This window comes from Wenxinia marina DSM 24838 (genome assembly GCF_000379485.1).
GTDB lineage: Bacteria > Pseudomonadota > Alphaproteobacteria > Rhodobacterales > Rhodobacteraceae > Wenxinia > Wenxinia marina.
The window spans coordinates 12,311-33,866 of record NZ_KB902313.1 but is presented as its reverse complement, the minus strand read 5'-3'; the positions used below and the strand labels follow the sequence as shown (position 1 = coordinate 33,866).

At 73.2% G+C, this 21,556-nt stretch carries 24 protein-coding genes; 17 read left to right on the top strand and 7 right to left on the bottom strand.

The features are described 5' to 3' along the window. The first annotated feature begins 44 nt into the window (after positions 1-44). Positions 45-1,082: an NAD(P)/FAD-dependent oxidoreductase gene (locus A37W_RS0117425; protein WP_018304331.1), complete on the top strand. Its 1,038-nt coding sequence runs from the start codon at positions 45-47 to the stop codon at positions 1,080-1,082. Between the two features lie 7 nt (positions 1,083-1,089). On the opposite strand, the gene A37W_RS0117420 is transcribed toward A37W_RS0117425, so the two are convergent. The 4 genes from A37W_RS0117420 to rbfA are packed head-to-tail and all read right to left on the bottom strand — an operon-like array spanning position 1,090 to position 3,982. Then, positions 1,090-2,115: a DUF2332 domain-containing protein gene (locus tag A37W_RS0117420; RefSeq protein ID WP_018304330.1), complete on the bottom strand. Its 1,026-nt coding sequence runs from the start codon at positions 2,113-2,115 to the stop codon at positions 1,090-1,092. Continuing rightward, positions 2,112-2,822, bottom strand: a complete 711-nt coding sequence (gene pth, locus A37W_RS0117415) for an aminoacyl-tRNA hydrolase (protein ID WP_026198574.1) — start codon at positions 2,820-2,822, stop codon at positions 2,112-2,114. Before pth ends, A37W_RS0117420 begins: the two co-directional genes overlap by 4 nt. 48 nt (positions 2,823-2,870) lie before the next feature. After that, on the bottom strand, positions 2,871-3,602 hold the full coding sequence (locus tag A37W_RS0117410; RefSeq protein WP_018304328.1) for a phosphodiester glycosidase family protein: 732 nt from the start codon (positions 3,600-3,602) through the stop codon (positions 2,871-2,873). Further along, positions 3,599-3,982 carry a 30S ribosome-binding factor RbfA gene (gene rbfA, locus A37W_RS0117405; RefSeq protein ID WP_018304327.1) on the bottom strand — a complete coding sequence of 128 codons (384 nt, stop codon included), beginning with the start codon at positions 3,980-3,982 and terminating at the stop codon, positions 3,599-3,601. Before rbfA ends, A37W_RS0117410 begins: the two co-directional genes overlap by 4 nt. A gap of 81 nt (positions 3,983-4,063) precedes the next feature. On the opposite strand from rbfA, the gene dapB reads away from it, so the two are divergent. Both dapB and A37W_RS0117395 read left to right on the top strand, forming a co-directional pair. Then, positions 4,064-4,906, top strand: a complete 843-nt coding sequence (gene dapB, locus A37W_RS0117400; RefSeq protein ID WP_018304326.1) for a 4-hydroxy-tetrahydrodipicolinate reductase — start codon at positions 4,064-4,066, stop codon at positions 4,904-4,906. Positions 4,907-4,962: 56 nt separating this feature from the next. Then, on the top strand, positions 4,963-5,334 hold the full coding sequence (locus A37W_RS0117395) for a hypothetical protein (RefSeq protein WP_018304325.1): 372 nt from the start codon (positions 4,963-4,965) through the stop codon (positions 5,332-5,334). A gap of 219 nt (positions 5,335-5,553) precedes the next feature. On the opposite strand, the gene A37W_RS0117390 is transcribed toward A37W_RS0117395, so the two are convergent. Further along, a complete protein-coding gene (locus A37W_RS0117390; RefSeq protein ID WP_018304324.1) occupies positions 5,554-6,240 on the bottom strand; it encodes a DUF8692 domain-containing protein in 687 nt (228 codons plus the stop codon). A gap of 496 nt (positions 6,241-6,736) precedes the next feature. On the opposite strand from A37W_RS0117390, the gene A37W_RS22360 reads away from it, so the two are divergent. After that, positions 6,737-7,114 carry a DUF1643 domain-containing protein gene (locus tag A37W_RS22360; RefSeq protein WP_018304322.1) on the top strand — a complete coding sequence of 126 codons (378 nt, stop codon included), beginning with the start codon at positions 6,737-6,739 and terminating at the stop codon, positions 7,112-7,114. Positions 7,115-7,145: 31 nt separating this feature from the next. Here the strand turns inward: A37W_RS22360 and A37W_RS22355 are convergent, their stop codons facing one another. Beyond that, positions 7,146-7,319, bottom strand: coding sequence for a DUF1674 domain-containing protein (locus A37W_RS22355; protein WP_018304321.1), 174 nt, complete (start codon positions 7,317-7,319; stop codon positions 7,146-7,148). An 83-nt stretch (positions 7,320-7,402) separates the two neighbouring features. On the opposite strand from A37W_RS22355, the gene A37W_RS0117370 reads away from it, so the two are divergent. The 5 genes from A37W_RS0117370 to A37W_RS0117350 all read left to right on the top strand — a co-directional run bounded on the left by A37W_RS0117370 (position 7,403) and on the right by A37W_RS0117350 (position 13,251). Beyond that, positions 7,403-8,704, top strand: coding sequence for an RsmB/NOP family class I SAM-dependent RNA methyltransferase (locus A37W_RS0117370; RefSeq protein WP_018304320.1), 1,302 nt, complete (start codon positions 7,403-7,405; stop codon positions 8,702-8,704). 96 nt (positions 8,705-8,800) lie between these two features. Beyond that, entirely contained in the window at positions 8,801-10,531 is a 1,731-nt protein-coding gene (locus tag A37W_RS0117365; protein WP_018304319.1) for a heparinase II/III family protein, read from the top strand. 17 nt (positions 10,532-10,548) lie between these two features. Continuing rightward, entirely contained in the window at positions 10,549-12,165 is a 1,617-nt protein-coding gene (purH, locus tag A37W_RS0117360) for a bifunctional phosphoribosylaminoimidazolecarboxamide formyltransferase/IMP cyclohydrolase (RefSeq protein ID WP_018304318.1), read from the top strand. Between the two features lie 10 nt (positions 12,166-12,175). Next, entirely contained in the window at positions 12,176-12,667 is a 492-nt protein-coding gene (gene lspA, locus A37W_RS22350) for a signal peptidase II (protein WP_018304317.1), read from the top strand. Between the two features lie 59 nt (positions 12,668-12,726). After that, complete coding sequence (locus tag A37W_RS0117350) at positions 12,727-13,251, top strand: DUF3035 domain-containing protein (RefSeq protein ID WP_018304316.1); 525 nt, start codon at positions 12,727-12,729, stop codon at positions 13,249-13,251. Here the strand turns inward: A37W_RS0117350 and A37W_RS23890 are convergent. Beyond that, complete coding sequence (locus tag A37W_RS23890; RefSeq protein ID WP_018304315.1) at positions 13,248-14,315, bottom strand: zinc-ribbon domain-containing protein; 1,068 nt, start codon at positions 14,313-14,315, stop codon at positions 13,248-13,250. The genes A37W_RS0117350 and A37W_RS23890 overlap by 4 nt on opposite strands. A 185-nt stretch (positions 14,316-14,500) precedes the next feature. Here A37W_RS23890 and A37W_RS0117340 point away from each other — a divergent pair, with 185 nt between their 5' ends. From A37W_RS0117340 to A37W_RS0117305, 8 genes are all read left to right on the top strand, one after another. Beyond that, entirely contained in the window at positions 14,501-15,175 is a 675-nt protein-coding gene (locus A37W_RS0117340) for a cell division ATP-binding protein FtsE (RefSeq protein ID WP_018304314.1), read from the top strand. Positions 15,176-15,186: 11 nt separating this feature from the next. Beyond that, positions 15,187-16,074: a cell division protein FtsX gene (locus A37W_RS0117335; RefSeq protein WP_018304313.1), complete on the top strand. Its 888-nt coding sequence runs from the start codon at positions 15,187-15,189 to the stop codon at positions 16,072-16,074. After that, positions 16,071-16,820 (top strand): lysophospholipid acyltransferase family protein, encoded by a 750-nt coding sequence (locus A37W_RS0117330; protein WP_018304312.1) that lies wholly within the window; start codon positions 16,071-16,073, stop codon positions 16,818-16,820. Before A37W_RS0117335 ends, A37W_RS0117330 begins: the two co-directional genes overlap by 4 nt. After that, positions 16,820-17,422, top strand: a complete 603-nt coding sequence (locus A37W_RS0117325; RefSeq protein WP_018304311.1) for an MSMEG_1061 family FMN-dependent PPOX-type flavoprotein — start codon at positions 16,820-16,822, stop codon at positions 17,420-17,422. The genes A37W_RS0117330 and A37W_RS0117325 overlap by 1 nt, the downstream gene beginning before the upstream one ends. A 455-nt stretch (positions 17,423-17,877) precedes the next feature. Further along, positions 17,878-18,879, top strand: coding sequence for an N-acetyltransferase DgcN (dgcN, locus tag A37W_RS0117320; protein ID WP_018304310.1), 1,002 nt, complete (start codon positions 17,878-17,880; stop codon positions 18,877-18,879). A gap of 68 nt (positions 18,880-18,947) precedes the next feature. After that, positions 18,948-19,913 carry an N-acetyl-D-Glu racemase DgcA gene (gene dgcA, locus A37W_RS0117315; protein ID WP_018304309.1) on the top strand — a complete coding sequence of 322 codons (966 nt, stop codon included), beginning with the start codon at positions 18,948-18,950 and terminating at the stop codon, positions 19,911-19,913. A gap of 65 nt (positions 19,914-19,978) precedes the next feature. Further along, positions 19,979-20,839, top strand: coding sequence for a D-amino-acid transaminase (locus A37W_RS0117310; protein ID WP_018304308.1), 861 nt, complete (start codon positions 19,979-19,981; stop codon positions 20,837-20,839). Between the two features lie 65 nt (positions 20,840-20,904). After that, positions 20,905-21,543, top strand: a complete 639-nt coding sequence (locus A37W_RS0117305) for a hypothetical protein (protein WP_018304307.1) — start codon at positions 20,905-20,907, stop codon at positions 21,541-21,543. Positions 21,544-21,556: the final 13 nt, after the last annotated feature.

Here is a 21,556-nt window from a genome sequence, read left to right as displayed (position 1 = left end):
CCGGGCGATTGGCAAGCCGCGCCGCCGCCCCTAGGGTCGCGCCGATGCGGGCGGACGTGACGATAAAGGGGGCGGGCGTCTTCGGCCTGTCGGTCGCCTGGGCGGCCCTCGCCCGGGGCGCGCGGGTGCGCGTGATCGACCCCTGGGGTCCGGGCGCCGGCGCCTCCGGCGGCATCGTCGGCGCGCTGGCGCCGCACGTGCCCGAGGCGTGGAACGAGAAGAAGGCGTTCCAGCTGGAAAGCCTGCTGATGGCCAAAACCTTCTGGGCCGACGTCGAAGCCGCCTCCGCCCGCTCCCCCGGCTATGCCCGCACCGGCCGCCTGCAGCCCCTCGCGGACGTGGAGGCCGTCGCGCTGGCCCGCGCCCGGGCGGCGTCCGCGGCCCACCTCTGGCAGGGCCGCGCGGTGTGGGAGGTGGTGGACGAGACCGCCGCCGGCCCCTTCCGCCCGGACAGCCCGACCGGTCTCTGGGTCCGCGACACCCTTTCCGCCCGCCTGCATCCCCGGCAGGCCGTCGCCGCCCTCGCCGCGGCGGTGAGGGCGCGGGGCGGAGAGGTCGTCGCGGCGGGGCCGGAGGAGGGCGCCATCGTCCACGCCACCGGCGCGGCCGGTCTGGCGGAGCTGGTTTCGGCGAAAGGCCGACCGGCGGGGCAGGGGATCAAGGGGCAGGCCGCGCTGATGCGCTACGACGCACCGGACGCGCCGCAACTCTTCGCCGGCGGCGTCCACGTCGTGCCGCATGCCGACGGCACCGTCGCGGTCGGCTCCACGACCGAGCGGGAGTGGCACGACCCCGCCGCCACCGACGCGCAGCTGGACGACGTCGTCGCCGCCGCCCGCGCGGCGGTCCCGGCGCTGCGCGACGCCCCCGTCGTCGAGCGCTGGGCCGGCCTGCGCCCGCGTGCCCGCAGCCGCGCGCCGATCCTCGGCCCCTGGCCCGGGCGGCCGGGGCACTGGATCGCGAACGGCGGCTTCAAGATCGGCTTCGGCATGGCGCCGCTCGCGGGGGAGGTGCTGGCGGCGGCGATCCTAACCGGCGAGGACCGCATCCCCGAAGGCTTTCGCCCGGAGGCGTCGCTCTGAGGCGGGCTCAGCCCGCCCAGTCCACCCAGCGCCCGTGGAAGCAGGCCCGGCCGAGCGTCTCGGTCGCGCCCGAAGGCCATGTCGTCAGCCGCACCGCCGCGCCGGGGCCGCCATCGTCCGCCTCCAGCGACAGCCGCGCGAGCGGCGCCATCGCGGTCGCCCGAGCGCCCGCCTCGGCGAACAGCGCCTCGCCCTTGGCGCGGCCCTCCGGCGGCAGGTACTGCCACATGATCGTGTGGGTCACGAGGTGCAGCCGCCCCTCCCGCGGCGCCAGCCGCCCGGGCAGCCAGTCGAGCAGGTCCGCCCCCTCCACCTTCGTGTCCGCCGCCGCGAGCGCCGCCTCGGTCAGAGCCAGCCGCTGCGGCTGGTCCGGCCAGAGATAGGCCATGAGCCGCGCCCGCGCCGCGGGATCGGTGGGGTCGAGCGGGGCGAGGTCGACGCCCTCCCGCGCCCGGATGTCCAGAACGCCCTCCGGCGGCGGCGGCCCGCGCCAGTCCGGCCGCAGCGTAAGAACCGGCTCCGCCGGCCCGCGCCGCCAGCCCGGCCCTTCCAGCGTGAAACGGTCGAAATTCAGGTTCAGCCCCGCGCTCGCGCCCAGCTCGGTCACTTCGATCGGCAGCGCGTGGCGCTCCGCCGCCACCAGAGCTCCGGCGATCAGGACCGATGAGCGGCGCACCTCGTTGGTCTGCGGCGGCTGGGCGAGGAAGCGCAGCAGCGTCTCCGCCTCGCGCTCCATCGCGTCTCGCACCGCGCTCCACAGCGCATCATCCGGTGCATCCTGCGGCGGATACACCGCCACGAGCGCCGCGTCGCCGCCCCGCGCCAGCCAGTGCAACCCGCTGGCGATCCGCAGCGGCGCCACCGCCTCCTTCGGCCAGTCCCGGCCGAATAGCGCCTCGGCCACCGGCCCGTCGTCCGGCGACAGCCGCTCGGCGAACAGCGTCATCAGCCGGTCCATGAAGGGCGAGCCAAGGTCCGCGCAGGCCCGCGCCTGGCCGCGGAACCGGTCGCGGATCGGCGCGTCCTCCGTCACCGGAACCTGTCGGCGAGCTTCTGCAGCGGCGAGCGCCGGTCGTCGGGCTCCTCTGCCGTTCCGGGCGGTTTCGCAGGTGCGCTGTCCGGTCCCGCCGCCCCGCCGGGCGTCTTCGCCCGCTCGCCCCCGCCCGACCGCGCCGGCGTCAGCCTTTGCGCCACCTTGTTCAGGAAGCCCGGCCCGTCCCCGGCCGCCAGCATCGGCGCCCCGTCCGACAGCCCGCGCAGCAGATCGTCCAGCCAGTCCTCGTCCGCCTTGGGAAAGTCCCGCAGCACGTAGCCCGGCACCGCGTCCTTGTGCCCCGGATGCCCGACGCCGAGGCGCACCCGGTCGTAATGCGGCCCCACATGCTGGTGGATCGACCGCAGCCCGTTGTGCCCCGCGTGCCCGCCGCCGGCCTTCAGCCGAAGCTTGCCGGGCGCGAGGTCGATCTCGTCGTGAAAAACGGTGATGTCCGTCGACTCGAGCTTGAGGTAGCGCATCGCCTCGCCCACCGACTGGCCCGAGAGGTTCATGAAGGTGGAGGGCTTGAGCAGCGTCACCTTGTCGGAGCCGAGGCGACCCTCTGCCACCTCGCCCTGGAACCGGCCGCGCCACGGCGAGAAGCCGTGATCCTCCGCGATCCGGTCCAGCGCCATGAACCCGATATTGTGACGATTGCGGGCGTACTTCCCGCCCGGATTTCCGAGGCCGACCCAAAGCTGCATGGCCAGTGAGATAGCGCCCGGGCGCCGCCCGCGCCAGTGCCGGGGGCGCTACTCGCCCAGCACGCCCACGATCGGCCCCATCCGCACGCCCCTGTCGGACCGCCCGATCGACGGCGCGTGCAGGCGCGAGACGCTGCCGTCGAGGTACAGCGCGTCCGGCAGGCCGAGCCCGTCCCGGAACAGCCGCCCGAACTCCCAGAACGTGACCGGCGCGGCGGAGATCGCGAACACCGCCCGCGTGCCGTCCGCCGAGGTGCCGACGCCGTTGCGCACGTAGCGCGAGGTGGAGTCGGGCAGGAAGCGCGGGTGCAGGTCGCCCCCGATCACCAGCATCGGCCCCGACTGGGTGGCATAACGGCAGGCCGGCGGATCGGCCGCAAAGGCGCGACTCTCGATCACCCGCGCCCGGCCGTCGCCGATGCACAGGACGCCGTTCGGCAGCAGCCCGAAGTTCCCCGGCCCCTCGGCCGTCACGATGCCCCGCACCTCTCGCCCGTCCTCGACATACAGGCCCACCGGCGCGCGGTCCGCATGGTACATGCCGGCGTTCATCGCGAACAGCAGCGGCCGCCCCGCCGCCGCCTCCACCGTCGAGAAGCTGCCGAGCGTCCGCCCGTCGCCGCCGGTCAGGAACGTGCGCAGGTCGTCCGCCGCCGGATCGACCTCGCACGTCGTGTAGCGCTGGCCCTCGAAGACGACGTCCCGGCACTCGAGCGCGCCCGCCGGCACCGCGACGATGCCGAACAGGGCGGCGAGCAGCGCCGCCAGCCCGCGAATCACTCCTCGACGTCCCGCCGCACGCGGTCCTCGGACAGCATCCGCCGCGTCTCGTCCATCCGGTCGAACGTCTCGTCCAGCGCGAACTTCAGATCCGGCGCGAACTTCAGGCTCATCGCCTTCGCCACCTGATGCCGCAGCTCGGCCTTGTTGCGCCGCAGCGCGCCCAGGATGCCTTCGGCGTTCCGCCCGCCGAGGGGCAACACGTAGGCCGTCGCAATCTTCAGATCCGGCGTCACCGTCACCTCGCCGACGGTGATCGACGTCGCCTGCAGGTCGGGATCGTGCACGTCGCCGCGCATCAGCACGTCGGACAGCGTGCGGCGGATCAGCTCGCCGACGCGGAGCTGGCGCTGGGACGGGGTGGAACCGGAGCGGGACATGCCCCGCCAGATAGAGGTCCCGCCCGGCTTTGCCAATGCCCGGACCCGCCGCTATCAGAGGGCAATCGAAAGGACACGCCCATGACCGACATTCCCGGCATCGTGGTCACCGGCGGCTCCGGCCGCATGGGCCGCATGCTGATCCGCGCCGTCGCCGACAGCCAGGCCGCCCGCCTCACCGCGGTGCTCGAACGTCCCGGCCACGACTGGATCGGCCGCGACGTGGGCGAGGCGATGGGCGGCGCGCCCCTCGGCGTCACCGTGACCGACGACGCGGTGGAGGCGTTCGCCACCGCGCAGGGCGTCCTCGACTTCACCGCCCCCGACGCCACGGCCGAGTATGCCGGCCTCGCCGCCCAGGCCCGTGCGGTCCACGTCATCGGCACCACGGGCCTCGGCGAGGGGCACCTGCGCGCCATCGCCGCCGCCGCGCGCCACGCCACCATCGTCCGCGCCGGCAACATGAGCCTCGGCGTCAACCTCCTCGTCACCCTGACCCGTCAGGTCGCCGCCGCGCTGGGCGAGGAGTTCGACATCGAGATCGTCGAGGCGCACCACCGCCACAAGGTCGACGCCCCCTCCGGCACCGCACTGATGCTGGGCCACGCCGCCGCCGACGGCCGCGGCGTTCCGCTCGACACCTGCTCCGAGCGCGGCCGCGACGGCGACACCGGCCCCCGCCGCCCCGGCGCCATCGGCTTCTCCGCCATCCGCGGCGGCGACATCGTGGGCGAGCACGACGTCATCTTCGCCGGTCAGGGAGAGCGGATCGTGCTGCGCCACGTCGCCACCGACCGGGCGCTGTTCGCCCGCGGCGCGCTGCGGGCCGTCCTATGGGGGCAGGACAAGGGGCCGGGCGAGTTCGACATGATCGACGTGCTCGGCCTGCGGGCGCCGGTCGGGGCGCCGCGCACGGGGGCGTGAACTGATCCGGGCGCGGCTGCGTATCTCCGGGCGAACGCCCCGCCAAGGAGACGCCCATGCCCCTGCCCGCCGCCCCCCGCACCCTCGCCCTCGCCCTCGCCCTGACCCTCGCCCCCGCCGCCGCGCTGGCGTTCGAGCCGGTGCCGACCCGCGACGCCTTCCTCTCGACGGTCGTCGGCCGCCCCATCGTCCACCGCCTCCTCGGGGTGGAGATCGTGGTGAACGCCGACGGCACGATCAGCGGCCAGGCCCAGGGCTGGGCCGTCACCGGCTCGTGGAGCTGGGAGGGCAGCTACCTCTGCCGCCAGATGGACTGGAGCGGCACCGCCATCCCCTACAACTGCCAACTCGTCGAGGTGGAGCCCGGCCGGGTGCGCTTCACCAGCGACCATGGGACGGGGGACAGCGCGACGTTCGGGTTGGGGTGAGGGGGGCTTTATGCATTAGTAGCGGCGTTGAACTGAATGCGATCCCCAGCAGAGGGCGCACGCGCTCAAGGGGAACCTGCGCATCCCGCGGTGACGAGGCCGGGTTTTTCAACACAATCGGCCCATTGCGGACATCGCGGGCGCAAAGGCTTCGCGCCGAACGCCTTCGGTGCCGGTCGCGCACTACTTCGGCACGTCTCTGCGCGACGCCCGCGTCACTCAATCAGTCTCGAAGGTCGAAGGAAAGACTTGCGCACACCGGATGAGAAGCGCCGCGATGAAAATGATTACCCCGAGCACTTCGAGTCCCTCCTCCAGGTTTGTCATGATCCGGTAGCGCGGCGACTCGAGCGCTGAAGCCAAATTCTCTTCTCCGGAAAGGAATAGCCCAGCCGCCATTTCGAGGCCGAGAGCGCCCAAAATGTAAACGAAGCCTGCGGCTATGATCATGATCGCCACACTGCGCGGCAATCGAAAAACGAAGGGCAAAAAGACGACGGCGACCATGAGAATGAAAACTGCTGCTGGTATGACCCAAGCGAAAAAGAATGGGCCTGAAGTTGTCAGCGAGGAACTTAGAACTCCGGAGAGCCTTTCGTGCAGGGATAGCATCTCGTCCATGGACATGGCCAAGAATATAACTCCGATAGCGCGCCATTGAGGCGCGTCATTCCCATGGGACGCTAGAACAAAGGATAGGAGAGCAGCACCGCTCAGCAGAATGGTCGAGAGCCAGGTGTAAACGCTAACCTCGCTGTCAACATCAAGAAGCCAGATCTTCTCTTCGGTGCCGGTAGCGAGAATGACCAGATCCTGTATAACGCTGCCGAACCAGAGCAGAAGCCATGACAAAGTGAGTGCAAGCAGAAGTTTGCGAGACGATACGAAAAAGGCATCAGGCTTCATCAGGACATTGTAACGAACTTGTGACGCGCCATCAAGATGGACATGGTGCGGCTTGGCTTCAGTCGGAGGCTGTGAACCCTTTTGGGGTGGCGCACCCTCAGATCTTCCTGAAGCCATGCAGGCGACTGCAACCGAAAGAAGAAAGCCATGGTCAATCCTCCATTAGTCCCAAGACTGACCCGGATGCGTCGAAATGAGTGGCGGCAGACACTCGTCGTGGCTACTGCTCAGCATGCGGGGCTCAGAGCACGCATTCCACCCTGATGTCCGCTTTCGCAGATTGTCCCAAAGCATTTCGGCTTCGCAGCTAAGGTGCGCTTCCCGCCCTTCCACAACGTTCATCGTCGTCGCAGCGTTGATCGTCGTCGCAGCGAACGACCGCTTGCCGTCCCCCCCTCCCCGTGACCTTCGACTCCACCGCCCACGTCTCCCGCTGCGGCCTTTACCGCTACCGCCTGACCCGCCGCTGGCCGACGGCCCGCCGCTCCTGTGGATCATGCTGAACCCCGCCACGGCGGACGCGCACCGGAACGACCCCACCATCGCCCGGGTCGAGGCGCGGACGCGTCTGTGGGGCTGGCCGGGGTTCGTCGTGTGCAACCTCTTCGCCTTCCGCGCCACCCGTCCGGAGGCGCTGCGGCAGGCCGCCGATCCGGTCGGCCCGCGCACCGACCGCATCCTGCGGCGCGAGGTGCGCGGGGCCGGCTCGGTCCTCTGCGCCTGGGGCGTCCACGGCGCGCTCGCCGGGCGGGATGCCGAGGTGCGAACGATGCTGGCCGGGCGCGATCCGCTCTGCCTCGGCCTCACGAAGGACGGCCATCCGCGGCACCCGCTGTACCTGCGGGCGGACGCCCGGCCGGTGCCCTACCAGTAGGGCCGGGGCGGCCGGACGACCGCGCCGCGGCTCAGAAATCGACGGCGATCCCCTTGCGCTCCCAGTCGCCGAATCGCACAGGCTCGGGCCCGTCGCGGCCGCCGAGCTCGGTCGGCAGGTCCAGCGGCGCGGCCGCCTTGCGGCGGGCCTCGGCCTCCTGCAGGGCGCGGCGGGCGGCGGGGGGGAGGGTGTCCGGTTGGGTCATGGCGGTCCCGGCAAGGCCAAGCTTGTAAGGGGTTCTCCCCTGATATAGGGCGGTCCCCGCCGGGGTCGCAAGGGAGACGGGCGATGCGCCGCACCAGGCCGGACCGCACGGCGCGCCCCGCCGCGCCCGCCCCCGGCGGCGCCGCCGCCCGCCAGGCCGCGCTGCGCCTGCTGACCCTTGTCCTCGCCGAGCGCCGGCTCCTCTCCGACGCCGCCCCCGTCCTCGCCCCCCTCGATCCGCCCGACCGCGCCCGCGCCCAGCGCCTCGCCACCGACACGCTGCGCGGCCTCGCCCGCGCCGACGCGCTGCTGGCGCCGCTGGTGGAGCGGCGGCCGCCGATGCCGGTGCTCAACATCCTGCGCCTCGGCGCGGTGGAGCTGGCGCACGGCGCGGCGGCGCACGGCGTGGTGAACGACCTCGTCGGCATCGCCGGCCGCGGCAAGCGCACCGCCGGGGCGCGGGGCCTCGTGAACGCGGTCCTGCGCCGGCTGTCCCCCGACGCCGAGGCGCGCTGGGCCGACCTGCCGGCGCCGCGCCTGCCGAAGTGGCTGCGCGGGCCGCTGGTGCGGGCCTGGGGGGCCGAGACGGTGGCCGCGATGGAGGCGGTGCATGCGATGCCGCCGCCGCTGGATCTCACCGCCAGGGGCGATCCGGCGGTGCTGGCGCATTCGCTCGGCGGGACGCTGCTGCCGACGGGATCGGTGCGGCTGGACGGGGCGGGGCAGGTGTCGGCCCTGCCGGGCTACGACGCGGGCGACTGGTGGGTGCAGGACGCCGCCGCGGCGCTGCCGGTGCGGCTGCTGGACCCGCGCCCGGGCGAGCGGGTGCTGGACCTCTGCGCCGCGCCGGGCGGCAAGACGATGCAGCTCGCCGCCACGGGGGCGGAGGTGACCGCGCTCGACCTGTCGGACGAGCGGCTGGGGCGGCTGCGGGAGAACCTGGCCCGGACGCGGCTGCCGGCGGAGGTGGTCGTCGCCGACGCGCTGACGTGGGAGGGCGGGCCGTTCGACGCGATCCTCCTCGACGCGCCCTGCAGCGCGACCGGCACGATCCGCCGCCACCCCGACCTGCCGTTCGCCCGGTCCGGCGAGGGGCTGGGCGACCTGATCGGCCTGCAGGCGCGGATGATCGACCGGGCGCTGGCCCTGCTCGGCCCCGGCGGGCGGCTCGTCTTCTGCACCTGCTCGCTGCTGCCGGAGGAGGGCGAGGCGCAGGTCCGGGCGGCGGTGGAGCGGCATGAGGGCGTCAGGGCCGAGCCGCCGGAGGGTGCCTGGATCGACGCCCGCTGGTCCTCGCCCGAGGGCGGGCTTCGTGTCCTGCCGCACCACTGGGCCGGGCGCGGCGGCATCGACGGCTTCTACATGGCGCGGCTCCGCCGGGCCTGACCCCCGCGCGATGGACGCAGGGCGCCCGCTGGGGTATCCTTCCCCTTCAAGAACGGGCCGGCCAACGGCCCCGGCGAGGCGAGGCGGCTCTTGGGCATGCGCGACAGGTGGACCGGCCGTCTGGCCCGGCTGCTCGACCGGGTCGAGGCCCGTCGCTCGGCCCGGCGCGGCACCGCGGCCGCCTTCCACACGATGCCCGAGCCGCGCACCGTCGGCCATTTCGCCCGCGGTCGGCAGATCGTCGCCGGCAACCTCCTGATCGGGGGCGAGCTGCTGCAGCTGGGGGCCGAGGCGCCGTGGGACGCCGTGTCGGGGCGCCCGGCGGAGGCCGAGCTGCACGGGTTCGGCTGGCTGGACGATCTGGCGGCCGTGGGCGACAGCCGGGCCCGGGCCCGGGCGCAGGACTGGCAGGGGGCCTGGCTCGACCGGTATGGCGGGGGGCAGGGGCCGGGCTGGACGCCGGGCCTGACCGGGCGGCGGCTGATCCGCTGGATCACCCACGCGATCTTCCTGCTGCAGGGCCGGGAGGCGGACGCGCAGCAGCGGGTCTTCCGCAGCCTCGGCGGGCAGACCCTGTTCCTGTCCCGCCGCTGGCGCTCGGCCCCGCCGGGACTGCCGCGGTTCGAGGCGCTGACCGGGCTGATCTACGCCGCGCTCGCGCTGGAGGGGCAGGAGGATCTGGCCGCGCCGGCCATTCTCGCGCTGTCGCGCGAGTGCATCCATCAGGTCGATGGCGACGGTGGGATCGCCAGCCGCAACCCCGAGGACCTCCTCGAGGTGCTGACGCTCCTCACCTGGGCCGCGGAGGCGCTGGACGAGGCGGGGCGGCCGGTTCCCGAGGCGATCGCGGCGGCAATCACGAGGATCGCGCCGACGCTGCGGGCGCTGCGGCACGCGGACGGCGGGCTGGCGCGGTTCCATGGCGGGGGGCGGGGCATCGACGGCCGGCTGGAGCAGGCGCTGTCTGCGGCGGGCGTGCGGGGGCGGCGAACGGGCGGCCTCGCCATGGGCTTCGCCCGGATGCAGGGCGGCCGGACGACGCTGATCGCCGACGCCGCGCCGCCGCCGCGGGGGGCGGTCTCGGCCGAGGCGCACGCCTCGACGCTGGCGTTCGAGCTGACCTCGGCCCGGCGGCCGGTCGTCGTGAACTGCGGCTCGGGCCGCAGCTTCGGCCCGGACTGGCGCCGCGCGGGGCGGGCGACGCCGTCGCATTCCACCCTGTGCATCGACGGCGTCTCCTCCGCCCGCCTCGCGGACGATGGCGAGACCGGCGCCGACCTGATCGCCGACGGCCCGCAGGCGGTGCAGGCCGAATGGACCGCGCTCGCCGACGGCACGCGGCTGGAGCTGAGCCACGACGGCTGGCGGCGCAGCCACGGCCTGGTCCACGCCCGCACGCTCGACCTCGGCTTCGACGGGCGGGGCCTCGTGGGCGAGGAGGTCCTCACCACCCTCACCAAGGCCGACGAGACCGTCTTCGACCGCGTGATGGAGGCCGAGAAGCTGGCCGGCCTGCGCTGGACCGTCCGCTTCCACCTGCATCCCGAGGTGGAGGCGGGGCTCGATCTCGGCGGCCACGCCGTCAGCCTCGCGCTGCGGTCGGGCGAGATCTGGGTGTTCCGGCAGGACGGCGCGGCGCGGATGACGCTGGAGAAGTCGGTCTACCTGGAAAGCGGGCGCCTGCGCCCCCGCGCGACGCAGCAGGTGGTTTTATCCGGGCGCGCCATGTCCTATGCGACGCGCGTGCGCTGGTCGCTGTCCAAGGCGCACGAGACGCCGGACGCGGTGCGGGACTACGCGCCGGCCGCCGGCTCGGACGCCGACTGACGCCGAGAGGATCGCCCATGGTCACCGCCAGAGCCCTGCCGCCCGCCCCCGACGCCGCGCCCCTGCGGCGGGCGCTGATCTCGGTGTCGGACAAGACCGGGCTGGTGGAGCTGGCGACGGCGCTGGCGGGCCGCGGCGTGGCGCTGGTCTCCACAGGCGGCTCGGCCGCGATGCTGCGGGAGGCGGGGCTGGAGGTGACGGACGTCGCGGATGTGACCGGCTTTCCCGAGATGATGGACGGGCGGGTCAAGACGCTGCATCCCAGGGTGCATGGCGGACTGCTGGCGGTGCGCGAGGATGCGGAGCACCGGTCGGCGATGGAGGCGCACGCGATCGAGGGGATCGACCTGCTGGTCGTGAACCTCTACCCGTTCGAGGCCACCGTCGCGGGCGGTGCCGACTACGCCACCGCCGTCGAGAACATCGACATCGGCGGCCCCGCGATGATCCGCGCGGCGGCCAAGAACCACGATTACGTCACGGTCCTCACCGACCCCGAGGATTACGACGCGCTGCTGGCCGAACTGGACGCGGCCGACGGCGCGACCCGCCGCGACTTCCGCCGGCGGCAGGCGCAGATCGCCTTCGCCCGGACCGCCGCCTACGACGCCGCCGTCTCGACCTGGATGGCGGGCGCGATCGGGCAGGCGACGCCGCGGCGGCGGGCGATGGCCGGGACGCTGGCGCAGACGCTGCGCTACGGCGAGAACCCGCACCAGTCCGCCAGCTTCTACGCCGACGGCTCGGCCCGCCCCGGCGTCGCCACCGCCCGGCAGCTGCAGGGCAAGGAGCTGAGCTACAACAACATCAACGACACCGACGCCGCGTTCGAGCTGGTGGCCGAGTTCGATCCGGTGGACGGCCCCGCCTGCGTCATCGTCAAGCACGCCAATCCCTGCGGCGTCGCCCGCGGCGCCACGCTGGCCGAGGCGTACCGCAAGGCCTTCGACTGTGACCGCACCTCCGCCTATGGCGGGATCGTCGCGCTGAACGGCCCGCTCGAAGCCGCGACGGCGGAGGAGATCGCGGGCATCTTCACCGAGGTCGTGATCGCCCCCGGCGCCGACGAGGGCGCGGTCGCGGCGTTCGCGGCCAAGAAGAACCTGCGCCTCCTCACGACGGACAGCCTGCCCGACGCCCGCGCGCCCGGCCTCGCCTGGCGGCAGGTGGCGGGCGGCTTCCTGGTGCAGGAGCGCGACGCGGGGCGGGTGGAGCCGGCGGACCTGCGCGTGGTGACGCAGGCGCAGCCGACGGAGGCGCAGATGGCGGACCTGATGTTCGCCTGGACCGTCGCCAAGCACGTGAAGTCGAACGCGATCGTCTACGCCCGCGACCTCGCCACCGTCGGCATCGGCGCCGGCCAGATGAGCCGCGTCGACAGCGCCATGATCGCAGCGCGCAAGGCGCAGCGGATGGCCGACGCGCTGGGCCTGCCGGCGTCGCCGGCACAGGGATCGGCCGTCGCCTCGGACGCCTTCTTTCCGTTCCCCGACGGCCTGATGGAGGCGGTCGAGGCGGGCGCGACCTGCGTGATCCAGCCCGGCGGGTCGATGCGCGACGACGAGGTGATCGCGGCGGCTGACGCGGCGGGCATCGCCATGGTGTTCACCGGCATGCGCCATTTCCGGCACTGAAGGAGGACCGATGCGGCTCACCCTCTGGACCGCCTTCTGGGTGTTCCTCGCCGACCAGGCGACGAAGTACCTCGTCGTCCACGCGCTGAACCTGATGGAGCGGCAGGCGATCGACGTCGTCCCCCCGCTGCTGAACTTCCGCATGGCGTGGAACCGGGGCGTGAACTTCGGCCTCTTCGGCGAGGCCGACATGCGCTGGGTGCTGGTGGCCGTCGCGGTGACCGTCTCGGCGCTGGTGCTGACCTGGGTCTGGCGCGGCGACGGGGGCAAGTGGATGCACGTCTCCGCCGGCCTGCTGGTCGGCGGCGCGATCGGCAACGTGGTGGACCGCATCCTCTACGGCGCGGTCGCGGACTTCCTCAACATGTCCTGCTGCGGGATCGAGAACCCCTACGCCTTCAACGTCGCGGACATCGCGGTGTTCTTCGGCGCGCTGGGGCTGGTGGTGTTCCCCGGCGACGGCAAGGACGGGGCGAAACGCCCGAAACGCCGCAAGACGTGACGGGGCGCGGCGGCTGGGCTATGACGGCGGCACGGGACGGAGACGGGAAGGGAACACGGGTGAGGACGGCACACGGCAAGAGCCTGGTCCTGGCCGCCGCGCTGGCGGCGCTGGGCGCCTGCACCGCGACCGACGGGAGCCTGCACCAGCTGGACGCGCCCGGCGGCGGGCCCGACGAGTTCTCGATCATGCCGCAGCGGCCGCTGCAGCTGCCCGCGACGACGGCCCTGCCGCCGCCGACGCCGGGCGGGCGAAACCGCGCCGACATCGCGCCGCTCAGCGATGCCGTCGTCGCGATGAACGGCAATCCCGGCGCCGCCGTCGCGGGCGGTGTGCCGGCGCGGGACGCGGCGCTCGTCGCCGCCGTCTCGCAGGGGGGCGTGACCGCCGACATCCGGCAGGTGGTCGCGAACGAGGACGCCGCGTTCCGCGGCCGGGCCTCGTACCTGCAGGCGTTCAACCTGTTCGGCAGCGATTTGTACTACCGCGCCTATCGCAGCCAGGCCCTCGACGCCTACGCCGAACTGGAGAGGTTCCGCGCCGCCGGGATCACGGTCCCCACGGCGCCGCCCGCCGGCAACTAGCCGGCGTCGTCCGCCGCGGCGGTGTCGCCGTCGAGGAAGCCCTGCACCGTCAGGTCCAGCCACAGCCGCCCCTCGTCCACCGCCTCGACATAGCCGCCCAGCGCGGGCGCGGCCGCCGGCAGCCACGCCGCGATCCGCGGCGCCTGAATGTAGACGGCGGCGAGAAGCACCATCACGATCGCCACGATGCCGAAGCCGAGGCGGAAACCGCGGCGCCATTCCTTCTCGCGCCGCTCGCCCTCGGTCGGCTCCGGCGCGGGCGGCGGCGCCCGCTCGGTCCGCGGCCGCAGGGTGGAGTTGATCTCCTCGATGTCGGGCAGCAGGTCGCGCCGCGCGGCGGGGCCGCCGGTGACCGCGGCCGAGGTCGGCGGCGCCGGCTCGCCCTTAATCCGCGCCATGCGGCGGCGGCTCTCCTCCGCGCGCTGCTCGTCGCCGGGGACAGGGGCGGTGGGGACGGCGGACAGGGTGTCCGGCGGCGAGGGCGGCGGCGGCGCGTCGAGGTTGAGATCCTCCTGCGTTCCGAAGGTCTCTCGCGCGGCACGCCGGGCGGCCTCCTCGCGGGCGGCTTCCTCGCGCAGGATCTGCTGCACGTCGGGAGAGACGGTCTGGCGACGGGCCATCGCCGCGGCGGCGATGCCGGGCGCGACGGCCTCTTCGGCCGGATCGTCCGCCTCGGTCCCGTCCCCGTCCTCGTCGTCCCGCGGGTCGACGGCAGCGACGTGAGCGTCAGCCGCGTCCGTCTCCACGAAATCGGACCTCGTCTCATCCTGTGGTGCGACGATCGGCTCCGGCTCCGGCTCGGCCCACGGTTCGGCCGCGGCGTCCGCGAGATCGTCCTCCTCCTCGGGGTCGAGCATCGGCTCCGGATCCGGCTCCTCGCCGTCGTCGTGAACGGGCGGCATCTCCGGCGGCACGATGGCCGCGCCCTCGCCGCCGTCGGATGCGCCCGGCCGTTCCAGCCAGGTATGGCCGCAGTTCGAGCACTGGACCTCGCGCCCGCCGACCGGGATCGCGTCGTCCGGCACCTCGTAGCGCGCGTCGCAGTTCGGGCAGATCAGCCGCATGCTCGTCGTCCCATGCCTCGCCGGCAGGAAGTGTCTCCTGCTCTTGTTCGGTGGCGCGGAGCCTAGCAATCCGCGGGGCGGGGGCCAAGGTTTAACGATTCGTTCCCCCGCACCCGATTGAACTGGCGCGACCTTTTCGGCACAAGGGCGCGCGGGCCCCGGTGGTCCGAGGTGGGGACCCTGACGTGATCGAACTGAAGGACGTGTCCTACAGCTACGGCGGGGGCGAGCTGTTCTCGCAGCTGTCGCTGCAGCTGGCGCCGTGCTCGTTCCAGTTCCTCACCGGCCCCTCGGGCGCCGGCAAGACCACCTTGCTGAAGCTCTGCTACGGCGATCTGCGCGCCACTTCGGGCACCGTCACCCTGTTCGGTCAGGACGCCCGCGGCATCGACCGCGACGGCGTGGCGCTGGCGCGGCGGCGCATCGGCGTGGTGCACCAGGACTGCCAGTTCCTCGACCATCTGCCGCTGTCCGAGAACGTCGCGCTGCCGCTGACCGTGGCCGGCCGCCAGTCCGAGGCGGCGGGCAATCTGCCGGATCTTCTCAACTGGGTCGGCCTGTCGGCCCAGGCCGAACAGCTGCCGCCGCAGCTGTCGGGAGGCGAGAGGCAGCGCGCCGCGCTGGCCCGCGCCGTCATCATGTCGCCGGACGTGGTGCTGGCGGACGAGCCCACGGGCAACATCGACTGGGAGATGTCGCAGCGCCTGCTGCGCCTGCTGATCGAGCTGAACCGCATGGGCAAGGCGGTCCTCGTCGCGACCCATGACCTCAATTTGATCCGCGCCGCCAAGGCGCAGGTGCAGAGCCGGGTGCTTCGTCTGCGGGGCGGCCGGCTTCAGGTGGCGGGGGCCGACCTGTGAGGCGGTTCGGCATGATCCTGTCGCTGCTCGCGGGCGACCCGCAGGCGGACAAGGCGGTGCCGCCCACCGGCTTCACCGCGCGGCTGACCCTGTTCACCGCCGGCGCGATGGCGTTCCTCGCGGTCTTCGCGCTGGCGCTGTCCACCACCACCGGCCGCCTCGCCGCGCGCTGGGGGGAGGAACTGGCCCGGACCTCGACCCTGCGCATCAGCGCGCCCGCCGGACAGGTGCAGCTGCAGACGCAAGCCGCCCTGCGGGTGCTGGAGGAGACGCCGGGCGTCGCCGACGCCCGCGCCCTGACCGCCGACGAGCAGCGCCAGCTGCTGGAGCCGTGGTTCGGCCCCGACCTGCCGGTCGAGAGCCTGCCGGTGCCGCAGCTGATCGAGATCGTGGAGGAGGGCGAGGGCTACGATCCCGCCGGCCTGCGCGCCCGCCTGTCGGCCGAGGTGCCGGGCGCGGTGCTGGACGATCACGCCGCCTGGCGCGAGCCGCTGGTGGCGGCGGCGGGCCGGCTGCGGCTGATCGGGGCGCTGTCGGTGGCGCTGATCTTCGCGTCGATGGCCGCGATGATCACGCTGGCGGCGCAGGCGGCGCTGGCCGCCAATGCGCAGGTGATCCGCGTGCTCCGCCTCGTCGGGGCGCGCGACGTCTACATCGCGCGCGCCTTCGTCCGCCGCTTCACCCTGCGCGCGCTGACCGGTGCGGGCGCCGGCACCGTCGCGGGTCTCGCCGCCGTCCTGCTGCTGCCGCGGCGGGACGTGGCGGGCGGGTTCCTGTCGGGCCTCGGCTTCGAGGGGGCAGGCTGGCTGTGGCCGGTCCTGATCCCGCCGCTGGCCGGCATCGTCGCGTTCTTCGCCACCCGCGCCGCCGCCCTGCGCTCCTTGAGGGAGCAGGCGTGAGAACCGGCTGGCAGTGGCTGAAGTCGCTGCTCTTCAGCGGCATCATCTACGCCGCGATGGTCCCCTACGGCCTGTGGTACCTGCCCGCCGCCCTGCGCTCGCGAGACGGCGCCGTCGCCGCCTGCCGGGGGTGGAGCCGGTTCGTCCTGCGCCTCGCCGACCTGATGCTGGGCCTCAGGTCCGAGGTGCGCGGCACGCCGCCGGACGGCGCCTGCCTGATCGCGTCCAAGCACCAGTCGTTCCTCGACATCATCATGCTGTACGCCGCGCTGCCGCGCGGCAAGTTCATCATGAAGAAGGAGCTGACCCGTGCCCCGATCCTCGGCTGGTTCGCCCTGCGCATCGGCTGCATCCCGGTGGACCGGGGCCGCCGGGCCCAGGCGATCAAGAAGATGATCGCGGACGTCAACGCGGGCCGGGCGGATCCGGGGCAGCTGATAATCTATCCCCAGGGCACGCGCCTCGCGCCCGGCGAGAAGGCGCCCTACAAGATCGGCACCAGCGTCCTGTACGGCGAACTGGGGCAGGACTGCGTGCCCGTCGCCTGCAACGTCGGCCTGTTCTGGCCGCGCCGGGGTATCCTTCGCCGCCCCGGCACCGCGGTCATCGAGTTCCTGCCGCGGATTCCGGCGGGCATGGCGGCGGCGCCGTTCATGGCGCTGATCGAAAGCGAGATCGAGGCGAACTCGGACCGGCTGATGGCCGAGGCGGGGTTCCCGCTGGTCGCGCCCCCGCGGGAGGCGTGATGCGCACGATCGACGACATCGCGGCGCTGGAGGCGCTGTACGGGGCGCCCGGCGAGGCGTCGCTCATCAAGGTCGCGCCGCGGCTGACGCCGCTCTACCGGCGCTGGATCGCGGAATCGCGGTTCTGCATCCTGACGACCGTGGGACCGGAAGGCACCGACGCCAGCCCCCGCGGCGACGACGGCCCGGTGGTCGAGATGCCGGACGACGGGACGATCCTGCTGCCGGACTGGCGCGGCAACAACCGGATGGATTCGCTGCGCAACATCGTGCGCGACGGCCGGGTGAGCCTGATGTTCATGGTCCCCGGATCGGCCAACGTGGTGCGGGTGAACGGCATCGCGGTGCTGACGGACGATGCGGGGGTGCTGGGCCGGTTCGACCGGGACGGCGCGCGGCCGCGGACGGTGACCGTGGTGACGGTGGCCGAGGTCTATTCCCAGTGCGCCCGCGCGATCCTGCGCGCCGGCCTGTGGTCCGGCGAGGACCGCAGCGCCGCGCTGCCGACGGTGGGCGAGCTGCTCGCCGAGGCGAAGACGGGCTTCGACGGCGCGGCCTACGACGCCGAGTGGAGCGGGCGCGCGGCCAGGACGATGTGGTAGGAGGGGCGGCGGGTGCGGGGTGAAAACGCAATCCGCGCTCCCCGGCATTCCCGGTCCCGTCACAAGAGATGACCCGTCCCGGGCCTGACCCGGGACCTCCCGCAGAGTGGCGCCGGGCCCCGGCTCGGGGGCCGGGGCGGGCTGCCTTGCCTTGCCGGGGAGGGGCTCGACACAGGATGACCCCGCCCCGGGCCTGACCCGGGACCCCGCTCGAGACTGCGTGAGGTCCCGGCCCGGGGTGCCGGGGCGGCTGCCTTGCCGGGGAGGCTGCTTCTCCGGGCGTCCGTGCGCCTGCGATCGCGGTGCCGCCGCCACCACGGCGCATCATCCTTGCGCACGGGCGGCGTTTGACGCCGCATCCGCGCGGCCCACATCCCGGCAGGCACGCATTTCGCAGGACATTCCACCCGCGGCGCGGCAGTGTCGCCGACGACCAACCTTCGACGAGGCCGCCAATGATCGAGACGCCCTACCTCCTGTTCCTCGGCGACGCGCCGGACGCCCTGGCCGCCAAGGTCGCGCAGGGCATCCGCGACTGGCGGCCGGACTACGCCGTCGGCCAGATGCGCCTGCCCGGCTGCAACGCCGACCTCGGCCTGCCGGACATGGATCTGGCGGAGGCGAAGGCGGCGGGCGCCAAGACCCTGGTCATCGGCGTCGCCAACCGCGGTGGCGTCATCTCCCCCGCCTGGATGTCCGTCCTGACCGAGGCGCTGGCGCAGGGCTTCGACCTCGCCTCGGGCCTGCACACGCTGCTGCGGGCGCAGCCGGCGCTGGTGGAGGCGGCGAACGCGACCGGCCGCACGCTGCACGACGTGCGCATCCCGACGGTGCAATACCCGATCGCGGACGGCACGAAGCGGACCGGCAAGCGCTGCCTCGCCGTCGGCACCGACTGTTCGGTCGGCAAGATGTACACCGCGCTCGCCATGGACGCCGAGATGCGCGAGCGGGGCATGAAATGCAGCTTCCGCGCCACCGGCCAGACCGGCATCCTGATCACCGGCGAGGGCGTGCCGCTCGACGCCGTCATCGCCGACTTCATGGCCGGCTCGATCGAGTGGCTCAGCCCGGCGAACGACCCCGACCACTGGGACCTGATCGAGGGGCAGGGCAGCCTGCACCACCCGTCCTACTCCGGCGTCTCGCTGGCCCTGATCCACGGCGGTCAGCCCGACGCGCTGATCCTGTGCCACGAGCCGACGCGGACCCACATGCGCGGCCTGCCGGGCTACCCGCTGCCCTCGCTGGAGGAGGTGCGCGACCTGGCGCTGACGATGGCGCACCGGGTGAACCCGGCCTGCGTCGCGGTGGGCGTCTCGGTCAACACCAAGGCGCTGGACGAGGACGCGGCGAAGGCGTGCCTGCAGGAGATCGAGGACCGGCTCGGCCTGCCGACGGTCGATCCCTACCGGCACGGCGCCGGCCGGCTGGTGGACGCGCTGGCGGCGATCTGAAACGGTGCGCCCGGCGGCGGTGTCATGCCGGCGTATTTGGGTGACATGCGAAGGGGAGGGCGCGGCCCATGACCATCACCGTCCGCGAGGACATGTTCCGGCTCGCCCGGGCCTTCACCATCAGCCGCGGCTCGCGCACAGAGGCGCGGGTGCTGACGGTGAGCGTGGAGCGGGGCGGCGTGACGGGCCGGGGCGAGTGCGTGCCCTACGCCCGCTACGGCGAGAGCCTGGAGAGCGTCGCCGAGCAGATCCGCGGCCTGCCGGAGGGGATCGACCAGGCCGCGCTGCAGCAGGCGCTGCCCGCCGGCGCGGCGCGCAACGCGGTCGACTGCGCGCTGTGGGACCTCGCGGCCAAGGCGGCTGGGCGGCGGTTGTGGGAGCTTGCCGGCCTGCCGGCGCCGGGGCCGGAGATCACCGCCTACACCCTGTCGCTGGAGTCCCCCGAGGAGATGGAGGCGCGGGCGCGGGAGAACGCGCACCGGCCGCTGCTGAAGATCAAGCTCGGCACGCCGGACGACATGCCCCGGCTGGAGGCGGTGCGCCGGGGCGCGCCTGAGGCGCGCATCGTCGTCGACGCCAACGAGGGCTGGTCGGCGGAGGTCTACGCCGACCTCGCCCCGCACCTCGTCCGCCTCGGCGTCGGCCTTGTCGAGCAGCCGCTGCCGGCGGGCCAGGACGAGGCGCTGCGCGGCCTCGACCGGCCGGTGCCACTCTGCGCGGACGAAAGCTGCCACGACCGCGCGTCGCTGCCCGCGCTCGCCGGCCTCTACGACGTGGTGAACATCAAGCTCGACAAGACCGGCGGCCTGACCGAGGCGCTGGCGCTGCGGGACGCGGCGCGGGCGGGAGGGTTCGGCGTGATGGTCGGCTGCATGGTCGGCTCGTCCCTCGCGATGGCGCCGGCGGTGCTGGTGGCACAGGGGGCGCAGGTGACCGACCTCGACGGGCCGCTCCTGCTGGCCGAGGACCGGGAGACGCCGCTCGCCTACGACGCGGCCGGCGTGCATCCGCCCGAGGCGGCGCTGTGGGGCTAGGCCGGCGGGCTTGACGCGGCGGCCGGGCGCGCCGAAGAGGGCGCCGCGATCACGAGGAGTCGGCCATGTCCCGCACCGTCTACGTAAACGGCGAGTACGTCCCCGAGGCGGAGGCGAAAGTCAGCGTCTTCGACCGGGCGTTCCTGATGGCGGATGGCGTGTACGAGGTGACGAGCGTCCTCGGCGGCAGGCTCATCGACTTCGACGGCCACGCGGCGCGGCTGGAGCGCAGCCTCGGCGAGCTCGGCATGGGGATGCCGATGTCGCGGGACGAGCTGCTGACGATCCACCGCGAGCTGGTGGTGCGCAACGACCTGACCGACGGCATGATCTACCTGCAGGTCACCCGCGGCGCCCCCGGCGACCGCGACTTCGCCTTTCCGCCCGAGGGGACGCCGCAGACGGTGGTGCTGTTCACCCAGTCCAAGCCGGGGCTGGCCGACAGCCCGCTGGCGAAACAGGGCATCCGCGTCATCTCGATCCCCGACGTCCGCTGGGGGCGGCGCGACATCAAGACGGTGCAGCTGCTGTATCCGTCGATGGGCAAGATGATGGCCAAGAAGGCGGGCGCCGACGACGCCTGGATGGTCGAGGACGGTGCGGTGACGGAAGGCACGTCCAACAACGCCTACATCGTGAAGGACGGGACCATCGTGACCCGCAACCTCGGCACCGAGATCCTGCACGGCATCACCCGCGCCGCGGTCCTGCGATTCGCGCGCGAGGCGCAGATGAAGGTGGAGGAGCGCGCCTTCACCATCGACGAGGCGAAGGCGGCGGACGAGGCGTTCATCACCTCGGCCTCGATGTTCGTGATGCCGGTGGTGGAGATCGACGGCGATGCGGTGGGCTCCGGCGCGCCGGGGCCCGTGGCGACGCGCCTGCGGGAGATCTACCTCGAGGAGAGCCGCAAGGTCGCCGTCTGAGTCCGCGGCTGGGCGCCCGGACGCAAGGCGCTAGCTGTGACTCGACCCCTCTCGAAGGACGCCCGATGCTCCGCACTCTTGCCGCCCTGTGCCTGACCCTCGCCGCCCTGCCGGCGCGAGCCGAGACCTTTGACGTCCTTCTCGGCGACCGGCTGATCGGGACGATGGAGTCCCGGGCCGATCTGCTTCGCACCGTTCTCGACAACACGCCCTTCGGTATCGCCGACGGTGAGACGGTGGCGACGCTGGGCCGGGTGCAGGCCGACGACGGCGCGGTGGTGTCGCAGTACTATTTCCGAAATGATGAGCGGACCGTCTCGGTCCTGTTCGCGGACGACGGCTCGGTGCGGCAGACCGAGATCCTGCCGCAGAGCGAGGCGACCGAGATGTCGGACCCGGCGCGGTATCCTGCGGACGTGCGCGATCCGGTCGGGGTGGTGCACGGGATGGTCACGGCGGGGGGCTGTCCGGCCCCGTTCCGGCAGTATGACGGGCGCCGCGTGGCCGAGGGGCGCATCGTGGCCGAGCGGCGGGACGGCGACACCGTGGCCTGCGACCTCGACTATCGCGTCGTGGCCGGGCCGGGTCATGCCTCTCCGCTCGGGCTGCGGCAGATCGCGGCGACGCTGACCTATCAGGGCGGGGCGCTCTCATCGATCGCGATCCGGGCGGCAGGCTTCACGCTCACGATCCGGCGGCAGTAGGCGCGCCGGTCCC

Bases quoted from the DNA above. Each gene is read 5' to 3' on its own strand.
- A37W_RS0117425 (WP_018304331.1), top strand. From the start codon at position 45: ATGCGGGCGGACGTGACGATAAAGGGGGCGGGCGTCTTCGGCCTGTCG.
- pth (WP_026198574.1), bottom strand. From the start codon at position 2,822: ATGCAGCTTTGGGTCGGCCTCGGAAATCCGGGCGGGAAGTACGCCCGC.
- rbfA (WP_018304327.1), bottom strand. From the start codon at position 3,982: ATGTCCCGCTCCGGTTCCACCCCGTCCCAGCGCCAGCTCCGCGTCGGC.
- dapB (WP_018304326.1), top strand. From the start codon at position 4,064: ATGACCGACATTCCCGGCATCGTGGTCACCGGCGGCTCCGGCCGCATG.
- A37W_RS0117395 (WP_018304325.1), top strand. From the start codon at position 4,963: ATGCCCCTGCCCGCCGCCCCCCGCACCCTCGCCCTCGCCCTCGCCCTG.
- A37W_RS0117390 (WP_018304324.1), bottom strand. From the start codon at position 6,240: ATGAAGCCTGATGCCTTTTTCGTATCGTCTCGCAAACTTCTGCTTGCA.
- A37W_RS22360 (WP_018304322.1), top strand. From the start codon at position 6,737: ATGCTGAACCCCGCCACGGCGGACGCGCACCGGAACGACCCCACCATC.
- A37W_RS22355 (WP_018304321.1), bottom strand. From the start codon at position 7,319: ATGACCCAACCGGACACCCTCCCCCCCGCCGCCCGCCGCGCCCTGCAG.
- A37W_RS0117370 (WP_018304320.1), top strand. From the start codon at position 7,403: ATGCGCCGCACCAGGCCGGACCGCACGGCGCGCCCCGCCGCGCCCGCC.
- A37W_RS0117365 (WP_018304319.1), top strand. From the start codon at position 8,801: ATGCGCGACAGGTGGACCGGCCGTCTGGCCCGGCTGCTCGACCGGGTC.
- purH (WP_018304318.1), top strand. From the start codon at position 10,549: ATGGTCACCGCCAGAGCCCTGCCGCCCGCCCCCGACGCCGCGCCCCTG.
- lspA (WP_018304317.1), top strand. From the start codon at position 12,176: ATGCGGCTCACCCTCTGGACCGCCTTCTGGGTGTTCCTCGCCGACCAG.
- A37W_RS23890 (WP_018304315.1), bottom strand. From the start codon at position 14,315: ATGCGGCTGATCTGCCCGAACTGCGACGCGCGCTACGAGGTGCCGGAC.
- A37W_RS0117335 (WP_018304313.1), top strand. From the start codon at position 15,187: ATGATCCTGTCGCTGCTCGCGGGCGACCCGCAGGCGGACAAGGCGGTG.
- A37W_RS0117325 (WP_018304311.1), top strand. From the start codon at position 16,820: ATGCGCACGATCGACGACATCGCGGCGCTGGAGGCGCTGTACGGGGCG.
- dgcN (WP_018304310.1), top strand. From the start codon at position 17,878: ATGATCGAGACGCCCTACCTCCTGTTCCTCGGCGACGCGCCGGACGCC.
- dgcA (WP_018304309.1), top strand. From the start codon at position 18,948: ATGACCATCACCGTCCGCGAGGACATGTTCCGGCTCGCCCGGGCCTTC.
- A37W_RS0117310 (WP_018304308.1), top strand. From the start codon at position 19,979: ATGTCCCGCACCGTCTACGTAAACGGCGAGTACGTCCCCGAGGCGGAG.
- A37W_RS0117305 (WP_018304307.1), top strand. From the start codon at position 20,905: ATGCTCCGCACTCTTGCCGCCCTGTGCCTGACCCTCGCCGCCCTGCCG.